General features: G+C 64.7%; 15 protein-coding genes and 1 pseudogene. 8 read left to right on the plus strand and 8 right to left on the minus strand.

Features of this window, described 5'->3' with window-relative positions:
* Window positions 1-157 precede the first annotated feature (157 nt).
* Entirely contained in the window at window positions 158-721 is a 564-nt protein-coding gene (locus ACFOX0_RS15310; RefSeq protein ID WP_377546030.1) for a hypothetical protein, read from the plus strand.
* A gap of 338 nt (window positions 722-1,059) precedes the next feature.
* Here the strand turns inward: ACFOX0_RS15310 and ACFOX0_RS15315 are convergent, their stop codons facing one another.
* Both ACFOX0_RS15315 and ACFOX0_RS15320 read right to left on the minus strand, forming a co-directional pair.
* Window positions 1,060-1,353 carry a DUF1330 domain-containing protein gene (locus ACFOX0_RS15315; protein ID WP_377546032.1) on the minus strand — a complete coding sequence of 98 codons (294 nt, stop codon included), beginning with the start codon at window positions 1,351-1,353 and terminating at the stop codon, window positions 1,060-1,062.
* A 9-nt stretch (window positions 1,354-1,362) separates the two neighbouring features.
* Window positions 1,363-1,488, minus strand: coding sequence for a hypothetical protein (locus ACFOX0_RS15320; protein ID WP_377546034.1), 126 nt, complete (start codon window positions 1,486-1,488; stop codon window positions 1,363-1,365).
* A gap of 107 nt (window positions 1,489-1,595) precedes the next feature.
* Here ACFOX0_RS15320 and ACFOX0_RS15325 point away from each other — a divergent pair, with 107 nt between their 5' ends.
* The 3 genes from ACFOX0_RS15325 to ACFOX0_RS15335 all read left to right on the plus strand — a co-directional run bounded on the left by ACFOX0_RS15325 (window position 1,596) and on the right by ACFOX0_RS15335 (window position 4,385).
* Window positions 1,596-1,913 carry a winged helix-turn-helix transcriptional regulator gene (locus ACFOX0_RS15325; protein ID WP_377546036.1) on the plus strand — a complete coding sequence of 106 codons (318 nt, stop codon included), beginning with the start codon at window positions 1,596-1,598 and terminating at the stop codon, window positions 1,911-1,913.
* A 20-nt stretch (window positions 1,914-1,933) separates the two neighbouring features.
* Window positions 1,934-2,731, plus strand: coding sequence for a GNAT family N-acetyltransferase (locus ACFOX0_RS15330; protein ID WP_377546038.1), 798 nt, complete (start codon window positions 1,934-1,936; stop codon window positions 2,729-2,731).
* A gap of 106 nt (window positions 2,732-2,837) precedes the next feature.
* Window positions 2,838-4,385 carry a helix-turn-helix domain-containing protein gene (locus ACFOX0_RS15335; RefSeq protein ID WP_377546040.1) on the plus strand — a complete coding sequence of 516 codons (1,548 nt, stop codon included), beginning with the start codon at window positions 2,838-2,840 and terminating at the stop codon, window positions 4,383-4,385.
* 349 nt (window positions 4,386-4,734) lie between these two features.
* Here the strand turns inward: ACFOX0_RS15335 and ACFOX0_RS15340 are convergent, their stop codons facing one another.
* The 4 genes and pseudogenes from ACFOX0_RS15340 to ACFOX0_RS15355 all read right to left on the minus strand — a co-directional run bounded on the left by ACFOX0_RS15340 (window position 4,735) and on the right by ACFOX0_RS15355 (window position 10,302).
* A complete protein-coding gene (locus tag ACFOX0_RS15340) occupies window positions 4,735-5,946 on the minus strand; it encodes a response regulator (protein ID WP_377546042.1) in 1,212 nt (403 codons plus the stop codon).
* Window positions 5,943-7,328 (minus strand): ATP-binding protein, encoded by a 1,386-nt coding sequence (locus ACFOX0_RS15345; protein WP_377546349.1) that lies wholly within the window; start codon window positions 7,326-7,328, stop codon window positions 5,943-5,945. The genes ACFOX0_RS15340 and ACFOX0_RS15345 overlap by 4 nt, the downstream gene beginning before the upstream one ends.
* Window positions 7,329-8,240: 912 nt before the next feature.
* A pseudogene (locus ACFOX0_RS15350) lies at window positions 8,241-8,540 on the minus strand (putative dsRNA-binding protein); the annotation flags it as partial.
* A gap of 496 nt (window positions 8,541-9,036) precedes the next feature.
* Entirely contained in the window at window positions 9,037-10,302 is a 1,266-nt protein-coding gene (locus ACFOX0_RS15355) for a DNA sulfur modification protein DndB (protein ID WP_377546351.1), read from the minus strand.
* A gap of 212 nt (window positions 10,303-10,514) precedes the next feature.
* Here ACFOX0_RS15355 and ACFOX0_RS15360 point away from each other — a divergent pair, with 212 nt between their 5' ends.
* Entirely contained in the window at window positions 10,515-13,757 is a 3,243-nt protein-coding gene (locus tag ACFOX0_RS15360; protein ID WP_377546044.1) for a DUF3427 domain-containing protein, read from the plus strand.
* A 14-nt stretch (window positions 13,758-13,771) separates the two neighbouring features.
* Here the strand turns inward: ACFOX0_RS15360 and ACFOX0_RS15365 are convergent, their stop codons facing one another.
* Entirely contained in the window at window positions 13,772-14,404 is a 633-nt protein-coding gene (locus tag ACFOX0_RS15365) for a LysE family translocator (protein ID WP_377546046.1), read from the minus strand.
* Between the two features lie 89 nt (window positions 14,405-14,493).
* Here ACFOX0_RS15365 and ACFOX0_RS15370 point away from each other — a divergent pair, with 89 nt between their 5' ends.
* The 3 genes from ACFOX0_RS15370 (at window position 14,494) to ACFOX0_RS15380 (ending at window position 16,641) form a co-directional block, all read left to right on the plus strand.
* Window positions 14,494-14,898 (plus strand): NUDIX domain-containing protein, encoded by a 405-nt coding sequence (locus ACFOX0_RS15370; protein ID WP_377546048.1) that lies wholly within the window; start codon window positions 14,494-14,496, stop codon window positions 14,896-14,898.
* A 114-nt stretch (window positions 14,899-15,012) separates the two neighbouring features.
* Complete coding sequence (locus ACFOX0_RS15375) at window positions 15,013-16,095, plus strand: endonuclease NucS domain-containing protein (protein WP_377546050.1); 1,083 nt, start codon at window positions 15,013-15,015, stop codon at window positions 16,093-16,095.
* A 69-nt stretch (window positions 16,096-16,164) separates the two neighbouring features.
* Window positions 16,165-16,641 carry a macro domain-containing protein gene (locus tag ACFOX0_RS15380; protein WP_377546052.1) on the plus strand — a complete coding sequence of 159 codons (477 nt, stop codon included), beginning with the start codon at window positions 16,165-16,167 and terminating at the stop codon, window positions 16,639-16,641.
* 94 nt (window positions 16,642-16,735) lie between these two features.
* Here the strand turns inward: ACFOX0_RS15380 and ACFOX0_RS15385 are convergent, their stop codons facing one another.
* Window positions 16,736-17,632 (minus strand): NAD(P)H-binding protein, encoded by an 897-nt coding sequence (locus tag ACFOX0_RS15385; protein ID WP_377546054.1) that lies wholly within the window; start codon window positions 17,630-17,632, stop codon window positions 16,736-16,738.
* Window positions 17,633-17,690: the final 58 nt, after the last annotated feature.

Consider the following 17,690-nt stretch of genomic DNA (forward strand, 5'->3'; position numbering starts at 1 on the left):
ACCTGTCAACGAGCACCAGGTCATCGACGAACGGCTCTGCCCGAACGGCTGGCCAGATGATCCACCCGGCGCCCCTCGGTCATACATCGAGCCAAGCCGTCACAGCCGACGGCGGAGGACCCTTCTCTTGGCTGGCCCTCTTTGCGACGATCGTCCAATGTCGAACAGCGGCGGACACCTCTTCGGGGCGTACGGCATGTTCTGGGACCCAGATGGGATTGCCTGGAACCCCGGGTCGGGCCCGAGTGCATGGCAGTTGCTGGGCCGCCGAAACCACAACTCGGGCAGCATCCGCCTTTGCGACTTTCGGCGAGCCCGAGGCGTCTACATCCTCTTCGACGAGTTTCGCGCGGTCTACGTGGGTTTGGGGCGTGGGCAAGGCGGGATCGGAGGACGGCTCAAGGACCATCGAACGGACAAGTTGGCCGGAACATGGTCGCGTTTCTGCTGGTTCTCGTTCGACGATGTCGTTGAGGGCGGTCTTGACGGATGGAAGGTGGTCCACCGGCGCGAGCAACCGGTCCCCAACACGGACGAGACCGTCATCCGCGAGGTCGAGGCACTGCTCATTACGGTGCTCGGGGCACGGCTTCAGAACCAGATGAAGTTCCTCGGCGCGCAGCGGTGGGAGCAGGTCACCGAGAGCGACGCGGCCACCATCGTGGAGCGTGGCGTCGTTGACGCCAAGGGCTTTACCTTTCGGCCCGTTCACACCTACTGACCGCCGTCGTACACCTCGCCATCTTGGGCGCGCCGGCCAGTGGGCCCTGGAGCCAGCGACCGGAGCCGCACCCGGGAGACGCCGCGGCGGGGACCGGATCGCCGTCGGCGATCAGCCGTACGAGAGCCCGCGCCCACTCGCTGTCCAGGTCCGCCAGGGCGACGGCACGGTCGGCGAGTTCCCGTACCGGAAGTCCGAGGAGTTCGGCGGCTCGTCCCGGGCGGAACCGCAGCTAAAGGCAGCCCCGGCCCGGCCGCTCGACGTGGTACCGCGCCCACGTCCGCGAGTAGGTTGGATGCCGGCCGGGTCGCCGGCCGGGTCGCCGGCCGGGTCGCCGGTCAGTCGATGCCTTCGACGATGCGGAAGTCGCGCTCGACGCCGTCGGAGAGGGCGACCAGCGCCTCCTGGTAGGCCGCGCTCTCGCGGGCCGCGACAGCCTGTTCAAAGCTGTCGAACTCGACCAGGACGGTACGCCCGGCGATGCCGGCGTCGAATGCGGCGACCTGACCGCCACGAACGAGGACCCGTCCATTCGCGGCCCGGACGGCTGAACGGGCCAGTTCGTTGTAGGCGGTCAGCTTCTCCGGGTCCGAAATGGTGCGGTAGACGCTGACCCAGTAGCCCTTGGCCACGGAACCTCCTCAAAATCGATCGATGCTCAGTGGCGTGCTCAGATCCATGGCCGGCGCGCGGTGCGTCAGCGAGCCGACACCGGTGATCGCGGGCCGGGCGGCACCCCTGTCGCTTCGAAAATCGAAGCGCTGCACGGGACGGTACCGTATCGGATATCGAAGCATCAAGAGGGGCGGCTCAGGCGATGACAGCACCCAGGCCAGGCTCGCCGGTACGCGGATCGAGCACCGGGCGGCCCCTGATGGCCGCCCTCGACCTGTTCGGCCGCCGGTGGAACCTGCGCATCGTCTGGGAGCTGCAGCACGGCCCGGTCGGGTTCCGCGCCTTGCAGCAGCGCTGCGACAACATGTCCTCCAGCGTCCTGCGGCAACGACTGACCGAACTCGTCGACGCCCGGCTCGTCGCCCAGCAGCCGGACACCACCTACGCGCTCACCGACCTGGGCCACGACGCCCGCCAGGCATTGCGCCCACTCGTCCGCTGGTCCCAAGCCTGGGCCTCGGCCCTGGACGAGGACCACGGCACCGAACCCCGAGGGACCGCCCCCGACGCCTCGTGACCGCGGGCACCATGGGGGCCATGGTGGACACCGACGCTCTCCTGGCCGCGTACGACGCGCGGATGCGGATGCCGCCCGGCACCGTCCCGACCGGCGTGACCCACGAGTACGACGGTCCGCTCGTCCGGATCGTCGGCGAGCACGTGGGACGGATCCGGGCCCCGCGCGACGTCGGCGTCACCGGCGCCGACCTCGACCGCCTGATCGCCCGCCAGCGGGACTACTTCCAGGCCCGTGGCGAGGGCGTCGAGTGGAAACTGCGGGCCCACGACCTGCCCACGGAGCTGCCCGCGCGCCTGGTCGCGGCCGGCTTCGTACCGGAAGAGCCGTCAACGGTGCTGATCGGCGTCGCCGAGCAGGTGGCCGCCGAACCGGTCCTGCCCGACGGCGTCGCGCTGCGGCGGGCCGGCGAGGCCGAGGACCTGCGCCGCGTCGCGGACCTGCAGACCGAGGTGTTGGGGTCCGACTGCTCCTGGGTCGCGGCCTACCTCCTCGCCCGAGTGTCGGCCGACCCCGACCAGATCACCGTCCTGGTCGCCGAGGCCGGCGACCGGCTGGTCTGCGCCGCCCTCGCGGTCTACCACCCGGGTACGGAGTTCGTCGCGCTGCTCGGCGGGGCGACCCTGCCGCAGTGGCGGGGACGCGGCCTCTATCGCGCCATGATCGCCACCCGGGCCGGGAGGCGGTTGCCCGTGGCTTCCGGCTGCTGCACGTCGACGCGTCCCCGGCCAGTGCGCCCATCCTGCGCCGGTGCGGCTTCCACGAGATCACCACGTCGACGCATTACCAGTGGACGCCGTCGGAATAGGGCGGTTTGAAGCGTCGGTGTTGACGTGCTCGATATACGCGCTACGTATACCGTTCGCTTGCGGAGCGGATTCAATGGGTAGGTTCGATGAGGCGCTATGGACGGAGCGACTGGGGATGGCGAGGTTGCCGGTAAGGGCCGCGAACTGCCCGCGTTGTGGTGGGCGGCTGGCCCGTGACAACGACAGTGGGCGCTGCGCCGCCTGCCAGGCGGCCGAACGGGACCGGCTCGTCGCGCCGCCGACCGTGCCAGCGAGCTTCTGGGAACACGAACCGGTACGGCAGGCGCTGAGCGAACGCCACCTCGGGCGGGTGATCCGCGCCTACCGCTGTCACCCGTACCACGGCCGCGACCCGCTCCCCCAACGCGCGGTCGCCAGCTGGCTCGGCATCACCCAGGCTCAACTCAGCCGAGTCGAGAACGGGCCGGCCATGGTGCACCTGGACCGGCTGATGCACTGGGCGCAGCTCATCAACGTCCCGGCCGAACTCCTGTGGTTCAAGCTCCCAGACGAGAACGCCAGCTCAGCCTCCACGAACGAGCCGCCGACAGTGCACCACCGCCAGGGCCAAGCCGCTGCTCCACACTTCAGCATCACCGAGATCGAGGGTGGATCTACCTTTGCCGATAACATGGAGGCCGCATCTCAGGGAGGTGACGTCACGGACCGACGACGCTTCACGAAACTGGCCGCCCTCGCGGGCGTGGGTGCCACTGTGCCGTTCGACCTGTTCGCCATGCAGGCCGACATCCCTCGGAACATCGGCATGGAGCAGGTGCGGTTCGCCAGCTCGCTCGCGGAGGAGTTCCGCCGGGCAGACGCCGCAGCCGGCGCGGACGGACTCTGCGACCTCGCCATCCAGGTGCACGCCCGGCTCTCGGCCTGGGTCGGCCGAGCCTCGTACAGCCGGGCCGTGGGTGACGCGCTGCAGAATGCCTTGGCGGACCTCGCTAACCAGGTCGCGTGGCTCGCGATAGACGCCGAGCGTCGGTCCGAAGCCAGGCCCTACCTCAACGATGCGATCGGTCGTACCCGCATGATCAACGACCCGCGGGAGGAGGTACGCGCCCTGGCCTGCCTCGCGCTGCTGACTCGGGAGGATCGGCCAGGTGAGGCGCTGCAAGCCGCGGAGGCGGCCCTTCGGATCGCCGCTGGGTGGGCCACGCCCCGACTGACCACCCTCCTGCATCTGCGAGCGGCCCACGCGTACGCCTACTTCCATGACCTGACCGGCTACAACAGCGAGATGTTGAAGGCCCAGCGAGACTTCGAGCGCGGCACCCATGAGGACGATCCGGCCTTCATCCAGTTCCTGACCGAGCAGGAGATGGACGGGATCCAGGGCTTGTCCTACCTGACGCTCGGAAGGCCCGACCGCGCAGCCGGCTTCTTCCGCTCGGTCACGGCCAATCCATCCGACGCCCACCGGCGTAACCACGTCATGTACACCCTCGACCTTGCGGACGCCCTCAAGCAAGAAGGTGATAAGGACGGGGCCGCGAGTACCGCCCTAGCTGTTCTCCCTGCCGCTGCCGAGGTGAACTCCAGGCGGATGAGCCGAATGCTCATCAAGCTCCGATCTGACCTGGGAGGGTCAGCTCGAGCTACACCGACTGTTCGAGAGTTTCTCAACAACTTTGACAGCACGGCTGCAAAAATCTGATGCTCCACCTTATTCGAGCCAGCCAAGGCGTCGCAGGAGTCACGGCGGGTCGTGCCAGAGACTCAGCGCGAAGACGCGAGGCCAATTTCTGAATTAAGGGCAATCCGCACCGCTACGCGAAGTCCACTGTCGGATCGTTCCTTTGAACGAACACCCGAGCTTTGTGACATTCGCACGGGCGCCACCAAAATAACTTGACCATAAGCATCGGGACCGGACTGCCGTTGGGTAAAGTACCGACGGTCTCTCACCGGTCGCGATCATTGCGTCGTCCGCCAAACGGTACGCGCAGATCCGCCTCTACTACTAGCGAGCTAACCGCGGGAAGCCCGCCTGCACCCCGAGATACTCAGCCTCCCGAAGAGCGCACCCACGTAGCCATTTTCTCCCACGTCGATCCGTCTCGACCTACGTCGATCCCACGCCGACGATTCATGGGATCAGAGAAAAGTACGCGCACTTTCGAATCGGTACTATCACGTCGCACCTGCTCTACGACATCGAAACAAAGAATGACTTCTCCATCATTTTCAAACCAGGGATTAAGAGTCGTGGCGAATCCATTTGACCCAACCAAGACAACACTGCCAGTTTTTGGCGGCATCCTCGCCATAAATGCCGAGCGCTGCGGACGCCCAAGGCCGGAGAAACGGAGAGTCTCCACCGTAAACGAATCTCCGTCAAAGCTCATCGATCTTGTGACTTCGACACGCCACGGCCACCCAGCGTATATTCGATGCGCACATGCGCGGAGAAATCTGTCCAATTCGCTCCGCTCCTTGTCAGTAGTTTCCCGACCTCCGTGGGCAATATCGTTTCGCATTTTTATTACACCGTGCAGAAATTTTTTAGTACTCTTGTCTGGCGCTATTGCATTGCTAAGTGTAGCGAATGCAGAACCCGGATCGGCAGCCTGAGATAATGAGCTCAATACCGCATTCCAGGTCCCGAAGCTCGGCCGCGCAAGCTGTTCTCGCGTAACTCCCCGAAGTGGACCAGCTTGCTCGGGGCTCTGGCTAGCGAGGCCCACCAGAGCAGCGAAGCGCAGTGTCTCTTCAACCGCCCGCATACCTTCACTTGCCTGTTGGTACGGATCGCCCGTGACCTGGTAACGGCCAAAGGCATGCGCAAGTAGACTCGGGCCAGTTGCCGCCAAAGCAGCCAAAGCACCTTCCTGGCTCTGCTTCAGGACCAATGAGCATCGCTCTTCGAGCTCCGAAAAGGCGTCGCCCTTGTCTACCCAGTCGACAGCACCAAGCCTCATCGCCTGGACTGTCTGCCGTTTTCCTCCTTCACCTGACAAGACCACGACAGGGAGTCTCCACCCGGCATCGTTCAATTCTTGCATCAACCATAGACCCCCCCAGTCACCTGGCGGCATCTTCATGTCAAGAAGCGCAAGGTCATAACCGCCACGGCGAACTTCTTTCAGCGCCTGCGCTCCATCAGTCACGTGAACAACTGACGCGCCACGTAGCCGTAACGGCTCAGAGAGAGTTCGTGCTACATCATTTTGGTCGTCAGCAACCAGGATACGGGCCTCATGCAGAATAGAATTCACTGTGACTCCTGGCGTGAAGGATCGAGTAATGGCATGGTCAAATGCCATCGGGTTCCTATTGGTGAAGACGCCAGGTCAAGCCTGCCTCCAACCCGGTTGAGCAGAGCTTGCGCGCTGAGAAGCCCTAGCCCGTTACCTCCGAGTTTTGTGCTACCGACGCTCCTATTCTTGCAGAATTCCTCTGCGACTTGCGGCGGTAGGCCAGGCCCATCATCCGCCACCTCTACAACCGCAATTGAATCGTCTTGAATCCAGTCGATAGTGATCGTGCCACCCCCCGGCATTGCCTCGACAGCGTTCTTTACAAGATTTTCTAGTAGGGCAAGCAGGGATGGTTCATCTAAACTAACTACCGCATCCTCCATATTGCGAGGCGGAACGAATGAGATGTTGGGGGGGAGCTGGAGCAATTTCATGGACAAATACCTGCGAAGAAATTCGGACAAGCGTGTCCCCGCGTGGCTGCTCGATGGAGCAAGGAGGGATGTCGCGGCGCGGATGCGTTGGGCGAGGGAGGATGCCTGATCGAGATGCCGACTGGCGATCGCTTTGCGCTCCAGCTCTATTGTCCGACCGCCACCCCGCGTCATCGCCGCATGGCGGGCAGCTACCACTTGATTTTTCAAGTCGTGAAGCAGATTTGCGATAGCAGCGTTTAAAGTGGACGGCAAGGGCTGAAGAGCCTGTTCAACCGCCTTGAATATTAGTCCACGGACCCCGTTTACTGATGCTGGAAGCGTTACCACAACGGAATCATTTCGCACATGCACTCGAATGCGATAACAAAGTTCGCCCCAAATACGAATCAAAAACCGAACTTCGTCTTCTGGAACCTCCACAGGACCAAGAATCATTTCATCATGTTGCCCGAAGCGTGCCTGTAAAAATTGGCCTTCACTAGTCAATTCCTTTACTAAGGCTTCGACCAGTACTATTTCGGGTCCGGTCATTGTAAGAAGAGGCGGATCTTTAATGGTCGCGAGCCGGCCGCGGCAGAGGACCGTCAAATCGCTAAGAACGTCAGATAACACCCCACCTTCCTGATCCTGCCCGAGGGTTCGATACGCGTTTGCTAAATGGACCAGCCGAGAAACGCGGCGATCGTCAATCAGGCCCGGATCCTCCAGGTCCGAGACCCAAGTTAGCAGTTGTGTTAGTTCGTCTCTAAGGTGTTCTTGTGCATCGATGTCAATTTCAAGTGCCGTCCGAAAAAAATGTGCCAGCCTTTCAGGCTCAACCTTTGCTATCTCATTATAAGATATTAGCTGATCGACGCCATGCGACCAACTAATGAGCTCGCGTGGTCGTTTGGATAGATGTACGCCAAACAGGTTATGGCGTCGCCATGCTCGCGCCTTTTCGGGCAACTCAACCGCGACCACAGCTAAATGCTCGACTAGGAATTTCGAGACCACATACTTGTCTCCACGAGGTGACCGCCTCGAAGACAATGCAAGGGTTTCCTCTGGGTCGGCCAAATGATTCGCACATTCTAATACACGTTGCGACGCATTATGCTTTGCTGGCGTTCGCCCTCGAGTTGGATCGCTCTGTATTGTCACCCGGCGCCTTAATTGCTTACTCTTAAGGGTTAGTAGAGCCACATAGCGACGATCGTGATCGGGCCCATGCTCTGAGAAAGAGAAATCCCAATCAAGCCCTGCGGCTACAGCTAACTCCTGTAGTCGCGTCGTTGGATCCTTCGGACGAGCCCGCGGAGGTGCGATGAGTAGAGCGATTGCGCGCCACTCTGCCGGCCATCGATCAAGAAGGGACCGCAGGGGCCAACTCGAAAGAAAGATTGCTCCCATGACCGCCTGGAAGGCGTTCGCGGCGATCTCGATCTCGATTGAATTGCGCTGCCCTGCGCCTAATAACAGGCCGGGACCAAGATCAGAATCGAGAAGGGCCCTTGCGTAGGTTTCCTTAAGCATTGCCTGAAGCGCAAAAGCGTTGGGCGGGGATATCACAGCCTCGTGGGCCGCGACTAGCGCGTGTTCATAATGTAGTACATGACTACCAATCAGTCCCAGCACTTGGTTATCTTGCTGTAGACGTCTCTCGACATCTACGGCATGCTCGTACGTCCAAGAAGGATGCATGAATGCCTGGCTGATCAACGGTAGTTGAGGGGCCGTCAGATGGAACTTTCTGCCAAGCTCTGCAATGACGGCACGGTGGCCCTCCGTTACAGAATGAGGGATTCCCGTGGGAACCCGCGGCGGCTCTGGGTCGGGTCCACCTTTGTTCCTCGCGCGTTTAAGGGCCTCCTTGAAGTGAGCCTCCAGGAACTGGGCGGCGGCAGCATTTTTCGCAGCCTTCTTACTTTTCCCTGTTCCTCGTGCAGCTCGGCCGCACTGATCACTGACCTGTGCCTCGAATAGTCTCTGGTGATCCGGCCCCGATCCGTCTATAACCCATTTGTCAATACGCCCTTCTCGGCGGAGTTCCGCCTCTAGCAGTGTTATCGGATCAAAAATTTGGGAGGCTTCCTTGCTTCCGACATCCCTCAAGAATGGCGTAACGATTCTCCGCGCTGATTTGTCATCGCCCAAAAGGCAGAAAAGGCCAATTATCTGGAGAGTGATTCGCATGGTAACGCTTCGGGGCAAATCGTCGACGCTCAGGGACCGCCCAAACCGGGCAGCGTGAGGCAGCCACTCCAAGGTTCTAGACCAAGGCCCCAACCAGGCGCGTCCATTCGCCACGATGCTACTCAAGCTTCCCGGCCTGTTGTGCCTCTGATGACGATAGTAGTGGATAGCGATTTCCCGGGAGAGCCAACTTCCCCCTAATGTTTCGATAGCCTTTAATACACTTGATGTCAGGAAGGGAGCTTCAGCCGGGTGTTCGTATAGATACGATTCATGTGTTAGTGCTACCCGAAGCCCTGCATCCAGATCCCTGCCAGTGAATTGGGAATCACTGACGCCAAGGCGCTCCTTAACGAACGCGACATCCACAGGTACGGATACTTCGAGAAACGCCCCTACGTTGCACTGTTGCAAATATCTTTCTGATGGCGGACCGTCAATCAAAATACTTCAACCTCAGCTCTATGAAAGGTACATATTCGCAGATGGTCCTGAACTACAAACCAAGCGGCGCCCTCTTGTACCAACCTGTAATAACGCTTACGAGGTGCACAATGTTCTGCTGACGCATGATGGGCGCGGACGCTTCGGGTTCGAAGTCCTTACCAGCCCCGTCGTCCGTTCGCCAGATACTGTTTTCAGCAACCGGAGCGGCCATGTGGGGGTCAAGACGCTTGAAGAACTCGGTGATGTCACCAAGTTCTACCGGATTGTCGCCCTTCCGCAACTCGTGGAACGTGCCGCCGAGGACTCGAAGCATTCCCACCGAGCCGAGCAATGACGTACGTCGCAATTCCTGAGCCTTTGTGAGTTCTCCCGGCTTGCGGTCCTCAACCTCCTCTTCGGTGACAGCAGCGAGGCCACTGAATGCGTTGGAAATCACGTCAAGGAAGTCTTTAACTTGCTCGATCACCTCGCCATCCGTCAGGGTCTGTTCAGCCTTTTTGCTGATTCGCCCGCCCGCCCCGGCAATAACGGCTCGAGTGATATCGGCAACGTGCTTGGCGCCCATGAGGTTGGGATTCTTTAGGGTCATACGGTCTTGCTCAGCGTCGACCCGACCCTTGAGCAACGGGTGGTCGATAACGTCGGACAAGGTACGGTTCGCGACCTTGTAGCTGTCAAACCGAGCGCGAACGGCACTGCTAATACCCTTGGCGTTATCTGCGACGTCCACGAACATCTGCTGCGCCTTGATTGGGTCTGGTTCCACATAGATGTCCAGACCGACATACTCGTTTTTTAGGCGGTTCATCTGTCCGATAAGCTTGTCACGTTCGGCTCGTAATTTCGCCTCCTTTTCAGGACTAACCTTCCGCGCGGTCTCTCGATCGACCGCTGCGATCGCGTCTGTGATGCGCTGCTTCTCGATCGCCACGCCGAGCACCCGATGCTGGCCATCGATTGTGCGCATAGCAGAGATCCCGCCGATTGCCCAGGGGACCGTCAGATAGCCGACTGCTCCATGCTCATCGATCTTCTCGAACACGCAGCCGCCGCTGTCGCGGGCCAGGAGTGCAGGAGCGACCCAGTCTTGCTTACTGTCTAGGTATTGGCCGAACTGCTTGGCGTGAAGACGGTCGACCTTACGGTTGTCCTTATCCACGTTGTTCGGGTCGGGGACTGGCAAGATCGTCGAGAGGTCGGCCAAGGGGACACGAGTACTGTAGACCTTACGACCTCCTTGGACGGTCCTAATGGCCAGGTAGGTGCTGGAATCCTGCGGCTTCGAGAGACGCAGGATGTCGACGTTGATGCTGATGGTGGTCTCCTATCGATACAGTGCGCCGTTCCAGTGCAGCAAGACCTAAGGTTGGCTGCGGCGATCCATCGTGGACATGTAATAACTTAAGTGCTCGTACAAGGATTTTCACTACCGGTCGACCTTTCGTAGGGCAGCCAGATCCGATCAGCCGCCGAGTGATGCCGGGTTGTCGGCCGACGAGCGCCTCGTCGGCTGGTTAATCTCTTCGGATGACGGATCTTGAGCGGGGTGTCTATGAGCATCTGATCACTGGGGAGTTGACCAACCGGCTACGCCTCGTCGATGCCGATCTAGTCGACAAGAGCAGGCTCGACCCGGCCGAAGCCGACGACCTCCTCTCCCGCCACATCGCCACCCTCGCCAAGCGCGCCCTCCGAGCCGTACCCGGAAGCTCCGACAAGGAGCGCCTCCGAGCGCAAGCCGCCCTCGCCAACCAGATCGCCGACCGCATCGCGGCCCTTCACCCCCAAGCCGTAAGCACCGACGACCACATCGAAGACCCCGAACATTTCCTCGCCGCCATCGTCGACCGCCCCACCCCACCCGCCCAGGTCACCTTTCCGCCACGACCAGCCACCCCACTCCACACCGGAGCCCTCCTCGTCAACGGCCAACGCCAACCCCGCATCGGCCACGAGGTAGCCACCGAGCTCGCCTCCGCTCACCACGTCGACCTGCTCTGCGCCTTCATCAAGTGGGGCGGCCTCCTCCAGGTCCAGGCCCCGATCAGAGACCTCATCGAACGAGGCGGCCGGCTGAGGATCATCACCACCACCTACCTCGGCGCCACCGACCAACGAGCCCTGGACCGGCTCGCCGAGCTCGGCGCCGACATCAAAATCTCGTACGAGACCAGGACCACTCGCCTGCACGCCAAAGCCTGGCTGTTCCGTCGCACCAACGGCACCTCCACCGCGTACGTCGGCTCCTCGAACCTGTCCCGGGCCGCGCTGGTCGACGGCCTGGAGTGGAACGTACGGGTCTCCGAGCTGGAGCAGCCGCACGTCATCACCACCTTCGCGGGCACCTTCGACGACTACTGGAACGACCCGGGTTTCGAGGAGTACCGCCCGGACCGGGACGCCGACCAGTTGGCGAGGGCGTTGCAGGCTGCCCGCTGGACGGAGGGCGGGCGCCGGGCCGAGGACCAGAGCATCCGGATCTCCGGGCTGGACGTGCGGCCGTACCCGTATCAGCAGACGATCCTGGACGACCTGGCCGCCGAGCGGCTGGTGCACGGCCGGCACCGGAACCTGGTGGTGATGGCGACCGGCACCGGCAAGACGGTGGTGGCGGCGTTGGACTACCGCCGGCTGCGCGCCGACGGCCCGAAGCCGGTCGACTCGTTGCTGTTCGTGGCGCATCGGCGGGAGATCCTGGAGCAGAGCCGGTCGGTGTTCCGGAACGTGCTGCGCGACGGCAGTTTCGGCGAGACGCTGGTGGCCGGTAGCCGACCCCAGCAGGGCCGGCACGTGTTCGCCTCGATCCAGTCGCTGGACCGGCTGGCCGAGGACGAACTAATCCCGGACGCCTTCGACATGGTGATCGTGGACGAGTTCCACCATGCCGCCGCACCCAGCTACCGCCGGCTGCTGGACCGGCTGCGGCCGAAGGTGCTGCTCGGGCTGACCGCCACCCCGGACCGGGCCGACGGGGCGAACATCCGCGGCTGGTTCGACGGGCGTGCCGCCGTGGAGTTGCACGTCTGGGACGCCCTGGACCGGCAGTTGCTCGCGCCGTTCCAGTATTTCGGCCTGCACGACAACACCGACCTGTCGACGCTGCGCTGGAAGCGCGGCCAGGGCTACGAGCCGGCCCAACTGGACGCGCTCTACACCGGCAACGACGCCCGCGCCCGGCTGATCCTCCAAGCAGTAAAGGACATCGTCGCCCTGGGCCGGATGCGGGCGCTCGGCTTCTGCGTCAGCATCCAGCACGCCGAGTTCATGACCCGCTGGTTCGAGCGGGCCGGCGTACCGGCGGCGGCGATGACCTCGGACACTGGCCCGGCGACCCGCGACGCCCTGCTCAAGCGTTTCCGGGCGGGTGAGCTGCGGATCCTGTTCACCGTGGACCTGTTCAACGAGGGCGTCGACCTGCCGATGGTGGACACCATCCTGTTGCTGCGCCCCACCGAGAGCGCCACCATCTTCCTCCAGCAGCTCGGCCGCGGCCTGCGCCTGGACGAGGGCAAGGCGTACCTGACGGTGCTCGACTTCATCGGCGGGCAGCATGCCCGGTTCCGCTTCGACCGGCGCTGGCGGGCGTTGACCGGGCTGCGTCGGCAGCCGTTGATCGACGCCATGAAGGACGACTTCCCCACCCTGCCCAGCGGCTGCCACGTCCAGCTCGACCGGGTCGCCAAGGAGGTGGTGCTGACCAACCTGCGGTCCGCCGTACCGTCCGGGCCGCGGAACTGGGCCGCCGAGCTGCGGCAGCTCGGCGACGTCGGCCTGGCGGCCTTCCTCGCCGAGACCGGCCTGGAGGTCGAGGACCTGTACCGCGCCGGCTCCGTCGGCGGTTGGACCGGCCTGCGCCGCCACGCCGGCCTCGACCCGTCGGTGCCGGGCCCGCGTGACCGCGAGCTTTCCCGCGCGTACGGGAGGATGCTGCACCTGGACGACCCGGACCGGCTCGATCTGCTGGCCCGGCTCGTGGCCGGCGCCCAGGCCGACGCACCCGGCGGCGGTCCGACCGGCGGTGTACTCGGCGGCGCCGGCGGCGTACCCGGTGGTGGTCGTGGGTCGGACGCGGCCGGACTGGCCGGTGGGGACGGTGAGCGGGGCGGCGTCGGCGGGGCGGCCGGGGAGCGGCTGGTGGACATGGTGTATTTCTCGCTGTTCGGCGGGTCGGCGCCGCTGGCCGAGCGGGACGCGCGGCTGGCCAGGTTGCGCGCCGACGTGGCCCGGTGTGACGAGTTGCGGCAGCTCGTCGCGGTGCTGCGGGAGCGGATCCACCGGGTGACCGGGCCGCCGGTCGGGCGGGTGCCGTTGCGGGTGCACGCCCGCTACAGCCGCAACGAGGCGTGCGCCGCGTTCGGCATGGCCAACCCGGCGTCACTGCGCGAGGGCGTGAAGTGGCTGCCCGACGAGCGGGCGGACCTGTTCTTCGTCACCCTGGTCAAGGCGTCGCACCACTACTCCCCCACCACGATGTACGCCGACCGGGCCGTCACCGAGACGGTTTTCCAGTGGGAGTCGCAGAGCACCACCTCGACCGCGTCCCCGACCGGGCAGCGGTACGTGCGCCACGCGGAGTTGGGCTCGACGGTGCACCTGTTCGTCCGGGAGACCAAGGTGCCCGACGGCGTCCTGGGCGTGCCGCCCTACCTGTACGCGGGGCCGATGCGGTACCTGTCGCACACCGGTGACCGGCCGATGCGGATCCTGTGGGAGCTGGCGACCCCGCTGCCGGCGGAGGTGTTCACGGCGGCCCGGGTGGTGGCCGGCTGAGCGGCTTGCTCGTGCTACGGGCGTTCGACGGCGAGGCGCACGCCCAAGCCGATGAACACCCCGCCGGTCGCCATGTCGAGGCGGCGGCGTGCGGCTCGGCGGCGGCCGAGCCAGTCGCCGATCCGCCCGGCGAGAACGCCCACGGTGCCGTCGACCAGGAACTCGAGCCCGACGAAGACCGCGCCGAGGATCAGGAACTGCAGCCAGACGTGGCAGAGTCGGGGGTCGACGAACTGGGGTAGGAACGCGATCGTGAAGGTGACCATTTTCGGGTTCACCAGATTGGTCAGCAGCCCGCGAAGATACGCCTGCCGGCTGGAGACCCCGCTCGCGGCGGCGGGCTGGACGTGCTGCTCGCCGCGGTGGCGGATGGCCTGGACGCCGAGGTAGACGAGGTAGCCGGCGCCTGCCAGGCGCAGCGCGGTGAACGCGGTCGGTGCGGCGGCGAAGAACGCGGACAGGCCGGCGGCCGCGAGGGTGATGTGGACGATCTCGCTGGTCGCGACTCCTGCGGTTGCCAGCAGCCCGGCCCGCGCGCCGCCGCGTATCCCGCAGCCGAGGACGAACAGCATGTCGGGGCCTGGGCTGATCATCGCGACCAGGGTGGTAGCGAGGAAAATGACGAAGAGGTGCTGCTCGACGGGCATGCGCCGATGCTCGGGCGGACGGTGTGGCTGGGCAAGCGATATCCCAGACCCCACCGTTTTTGTCGGTCGGTCATGCCACCATCCCGGCCATGCCTGAGATCGTCATCGCGGCGTTGGTTCGCGAAGGTCGGGTCCTGCTCGTCCATCGGAGTCCGAACCGCCCCGTCTACCCGGACGTGTGGGATCTGCCGGGCGGACATGTCGACGCGGGCGAGACAGAGCTGGCCGCGCTCGCCAGGGAGATGCACGAGGAACTGGGCGTGCGGATAGCGACAGGCTCGGCGACCCACCTGTGTCGGCTACAGGTCGGCCACGGAGACGAATCGGTGCGCTTCAGCGCCTGGCTCGTCGACGAGTGGGCGGGGACGCCGACGAACGTCGCTCCCGACGAACATGACGAGATCCGTTGGTTCCGGCCGGAGGAGTTGCCACCGCTCGTCCACGAACCCGTACGCACGGCGGTGGTGGAAGCGATGCGGGGCACCCGCGTCTGAACCCCCGCACCCTCTTCCCGGTGCCTCCTGGCCGCCGTCCTCGACCGTTAGGGTGATCACGAGGTCTGCGGTGGTCTCCGGTACGGACCTCGATACACCCCTGAGGAGTCGCTCATGCCAACGGAATTGGGACTCTGGCGGGTCGACGGTGAGCCACGACGGCTGTCACCGAGCGGTGTGCCGCTGGAGTCCCGGTTGGAGGACATGATCGAGCGCGATCCGACCATCCTCGGGGAACCGTTGATGTTGGTGGGGCGACAGGTGCAGACCGACTTCGGCAAGTTCATCGACCTGCTCGCGGTCGACGGCGACGGTCGGCTGCACGTGCTCGAACTCAAGCGGGACAAGACGCCACGCGAGGTCGTCGCCCAGGCGCTCGACTACGGGTCCTGGATCCAGGAGTTGACCCATGAGCGGATCTTGGAGATCTTCGGTGGCTACCGCTCCGGTGTGCGCTTCGAGCAGGCGTTCGAGGACCGGTTCGGCGTCTCCCCACCGGAGGAGCTGAACGCCTCCCACGTGCTGACCGTGGTGGCGAGCGACAGCGACCCGGCGACCGAGCGGATCGCCAGCTACCTGGTCAGCTACGGCGTCCCGATCAACGTCGCGCTGTTCCGCTACTTCGAGGACGATGCCCGGTCGTACCTCGCCCGCACCTGGCTGGTCACGGAGTCCGAGACCGCCGAGACTCCGTCGTCCCGGCGCCAGCGGGCAAAGGAACCGTGGAACGGGCTCGACTGGTATGTGACATTCGGCGAGGAGTCCGGCATCCGCTCCTGGGACGACGCGATGCGGTACGGCTTCGTGTCCGCCGGCGGCAGCGAGTGGTTCTCCCGTCGGCTGCGGGCGCTGCCCGAGGGCGGCCGGATCTCGGTGTACATCCCCAGGTCCGGCTACGTCGGTGTCGGTGTCGTGCTCGGGGAGGCGAGGCCGGTTGACGAGACGGTGCTGACCGTGAATGGCGAGGCGCGCAAGATGCGCGAACTGCAACTCCATGCCGAATACCGGCATGCGCCCGGTCCGGACAACGAGGAGTGGGTGGTGCCCGTACGGTGGCTGGTCACGCGGCCGCGGGCGGACGGTTTCCAGGAGAAGGGCCTGTTCGCCAACCAGGCCCCTGCCTGCAAGCTACGGAACAGGTTCACCCATGACCGACTGGCTGAGCACTTCAACCTCGACGCCCTGAATGAGGCGTAGTAGCGAGGACGCCAGACCGTCATCCACGGCGACGGGTGGATGTCGGAGCCAGCTGGTAGAGATGTTGGCGTGATCGTTTCCAGCTGCGGCAACCTGCTCGAAGCCGACGCCGAAGCTCTGGTCAACGCGGTCAACACTGTGGGCGTCATGGGCAAGGGTCTCGCCTTGGCCTTCAGGCAGGCTCACCCGCGCAACTACGCCGCCTACCGGGCCGCCTGCGCCGCCGGTGACGTCCGCCTGGGCAAGGTGTTCGTGTACGACTCGGGCCGCCCCGGCCGCCACCGGTACGTCATCAACTTCCCCACCAAGGGCCACTGGCGATCCCCTTCCCGGCTGACGCACGTCGAGACCGGGCTGTGTGACCTGGCCCTGTCGATTCGCGACCACGGCATCGGGTCGGTGGCCGTACCGGCGCTCGGCTGTGGGGAGGGCGGTCTCGACTGGTCCGACGTCCGCCCGCTCATCGAGACCACCTTCGCCGACCTGCCCGACGTGCATGTGCTCCTCTATCCACCAGCAGCGCACACCGGGTCCGCTGACCGGTAGCAGGATCAGCCTGCCGTGCGGCCGACGGCACGAGCGTGCCGCCGGCGTCGAGCAGCGCCCGCCACGCCCGCGTGTCAGCGGACGGGGTCGACAGTTACTCCGTCGGGTGCGGGTCGCCGGTGAACGACGTGGCGTGGTCGGTGACCCACTGATGGAAGGTTCGGGCCGGCCGGCCGAGCAGGTCGGACACCGTCGAGGTGACGTAGGCCGGGCGTCCGGTCGCGGCGTTCCACGCGGCCAGCAGCATGTCGACGGCCGGGCGCGCGGCTTCTGGGGCCTGGCGTCGGAACTCGTCGGGGGACATCTCCTCGAACGTCAGCTGGCGGCCCAGCGCGTCGCCGATGACGCGTACCTGGTCGGCCTGGGTGAGTGACTCGGGGCCGGTCAGGACGTGGTCGCCGCCGGCGTGGCCGCCGTCGCGCAGGATGTGCGCGATGACCTCGGCCACGTCCCGGTCGTCGACCGGGGCGGTCTCGGCCGCGCCGTACGGCCAGCGGACCACGCCGTCGGCACGGATCGCGGCGGTCCACCAGGACAGGGCGTTCGAGGCGAACATCCCCGGCCGGACGATCGTCGAGTCGACTCCGGTGGCGGCGATGAGCCGCTCGACCTCGGCGTGCAGCGCGGCCATCGGGTTCGGCTGCTGGAAGAACGGGTGCGGGGTCCGGTGCGGGGCGGACAGGTAGACGATCCGCTGGGCGTGGGCGGCGAGCCGGTCGACGACGGCCGGCGCGGTCTGCGGCGGGGCGGTCCAGACCAGGAAGACCGTGTCGATGCCGGGCAGCGCGGCGTCGAGCGATTCGGGCACCGTGAGATCGCCGGTGACGGTCTCGACGGTGGCGGGCAGGGTCGCCGCCGACTCGGGGCGGCGGACGAGGGCACGGATTGGCGTACCGGTTTCGGTGAGCTGGTCGACCACGGCGCGGCCGATGCGTCCGGTCGCCCCGGTGACGAGCACCGCGGACCCTTGCGTGGATGTCGTGTCTTCCATGGTCGCCATCTTTTCGTTACCGGGTTAAAGAAGCAACTCGGTAACGAGTGTTACCGTG

Origin of the sequence: Micromonospora zhanjiangensis, from assembly GCF_042650605.1 — a bacterium.
Taxonomy (GTDB): Bacteria; Actinomycetota; Actinomycetes; order Mycobacteriales; family Micromonosporaceae; genus Micromonospora_J; species Micromonospora_J zhanjiangensis.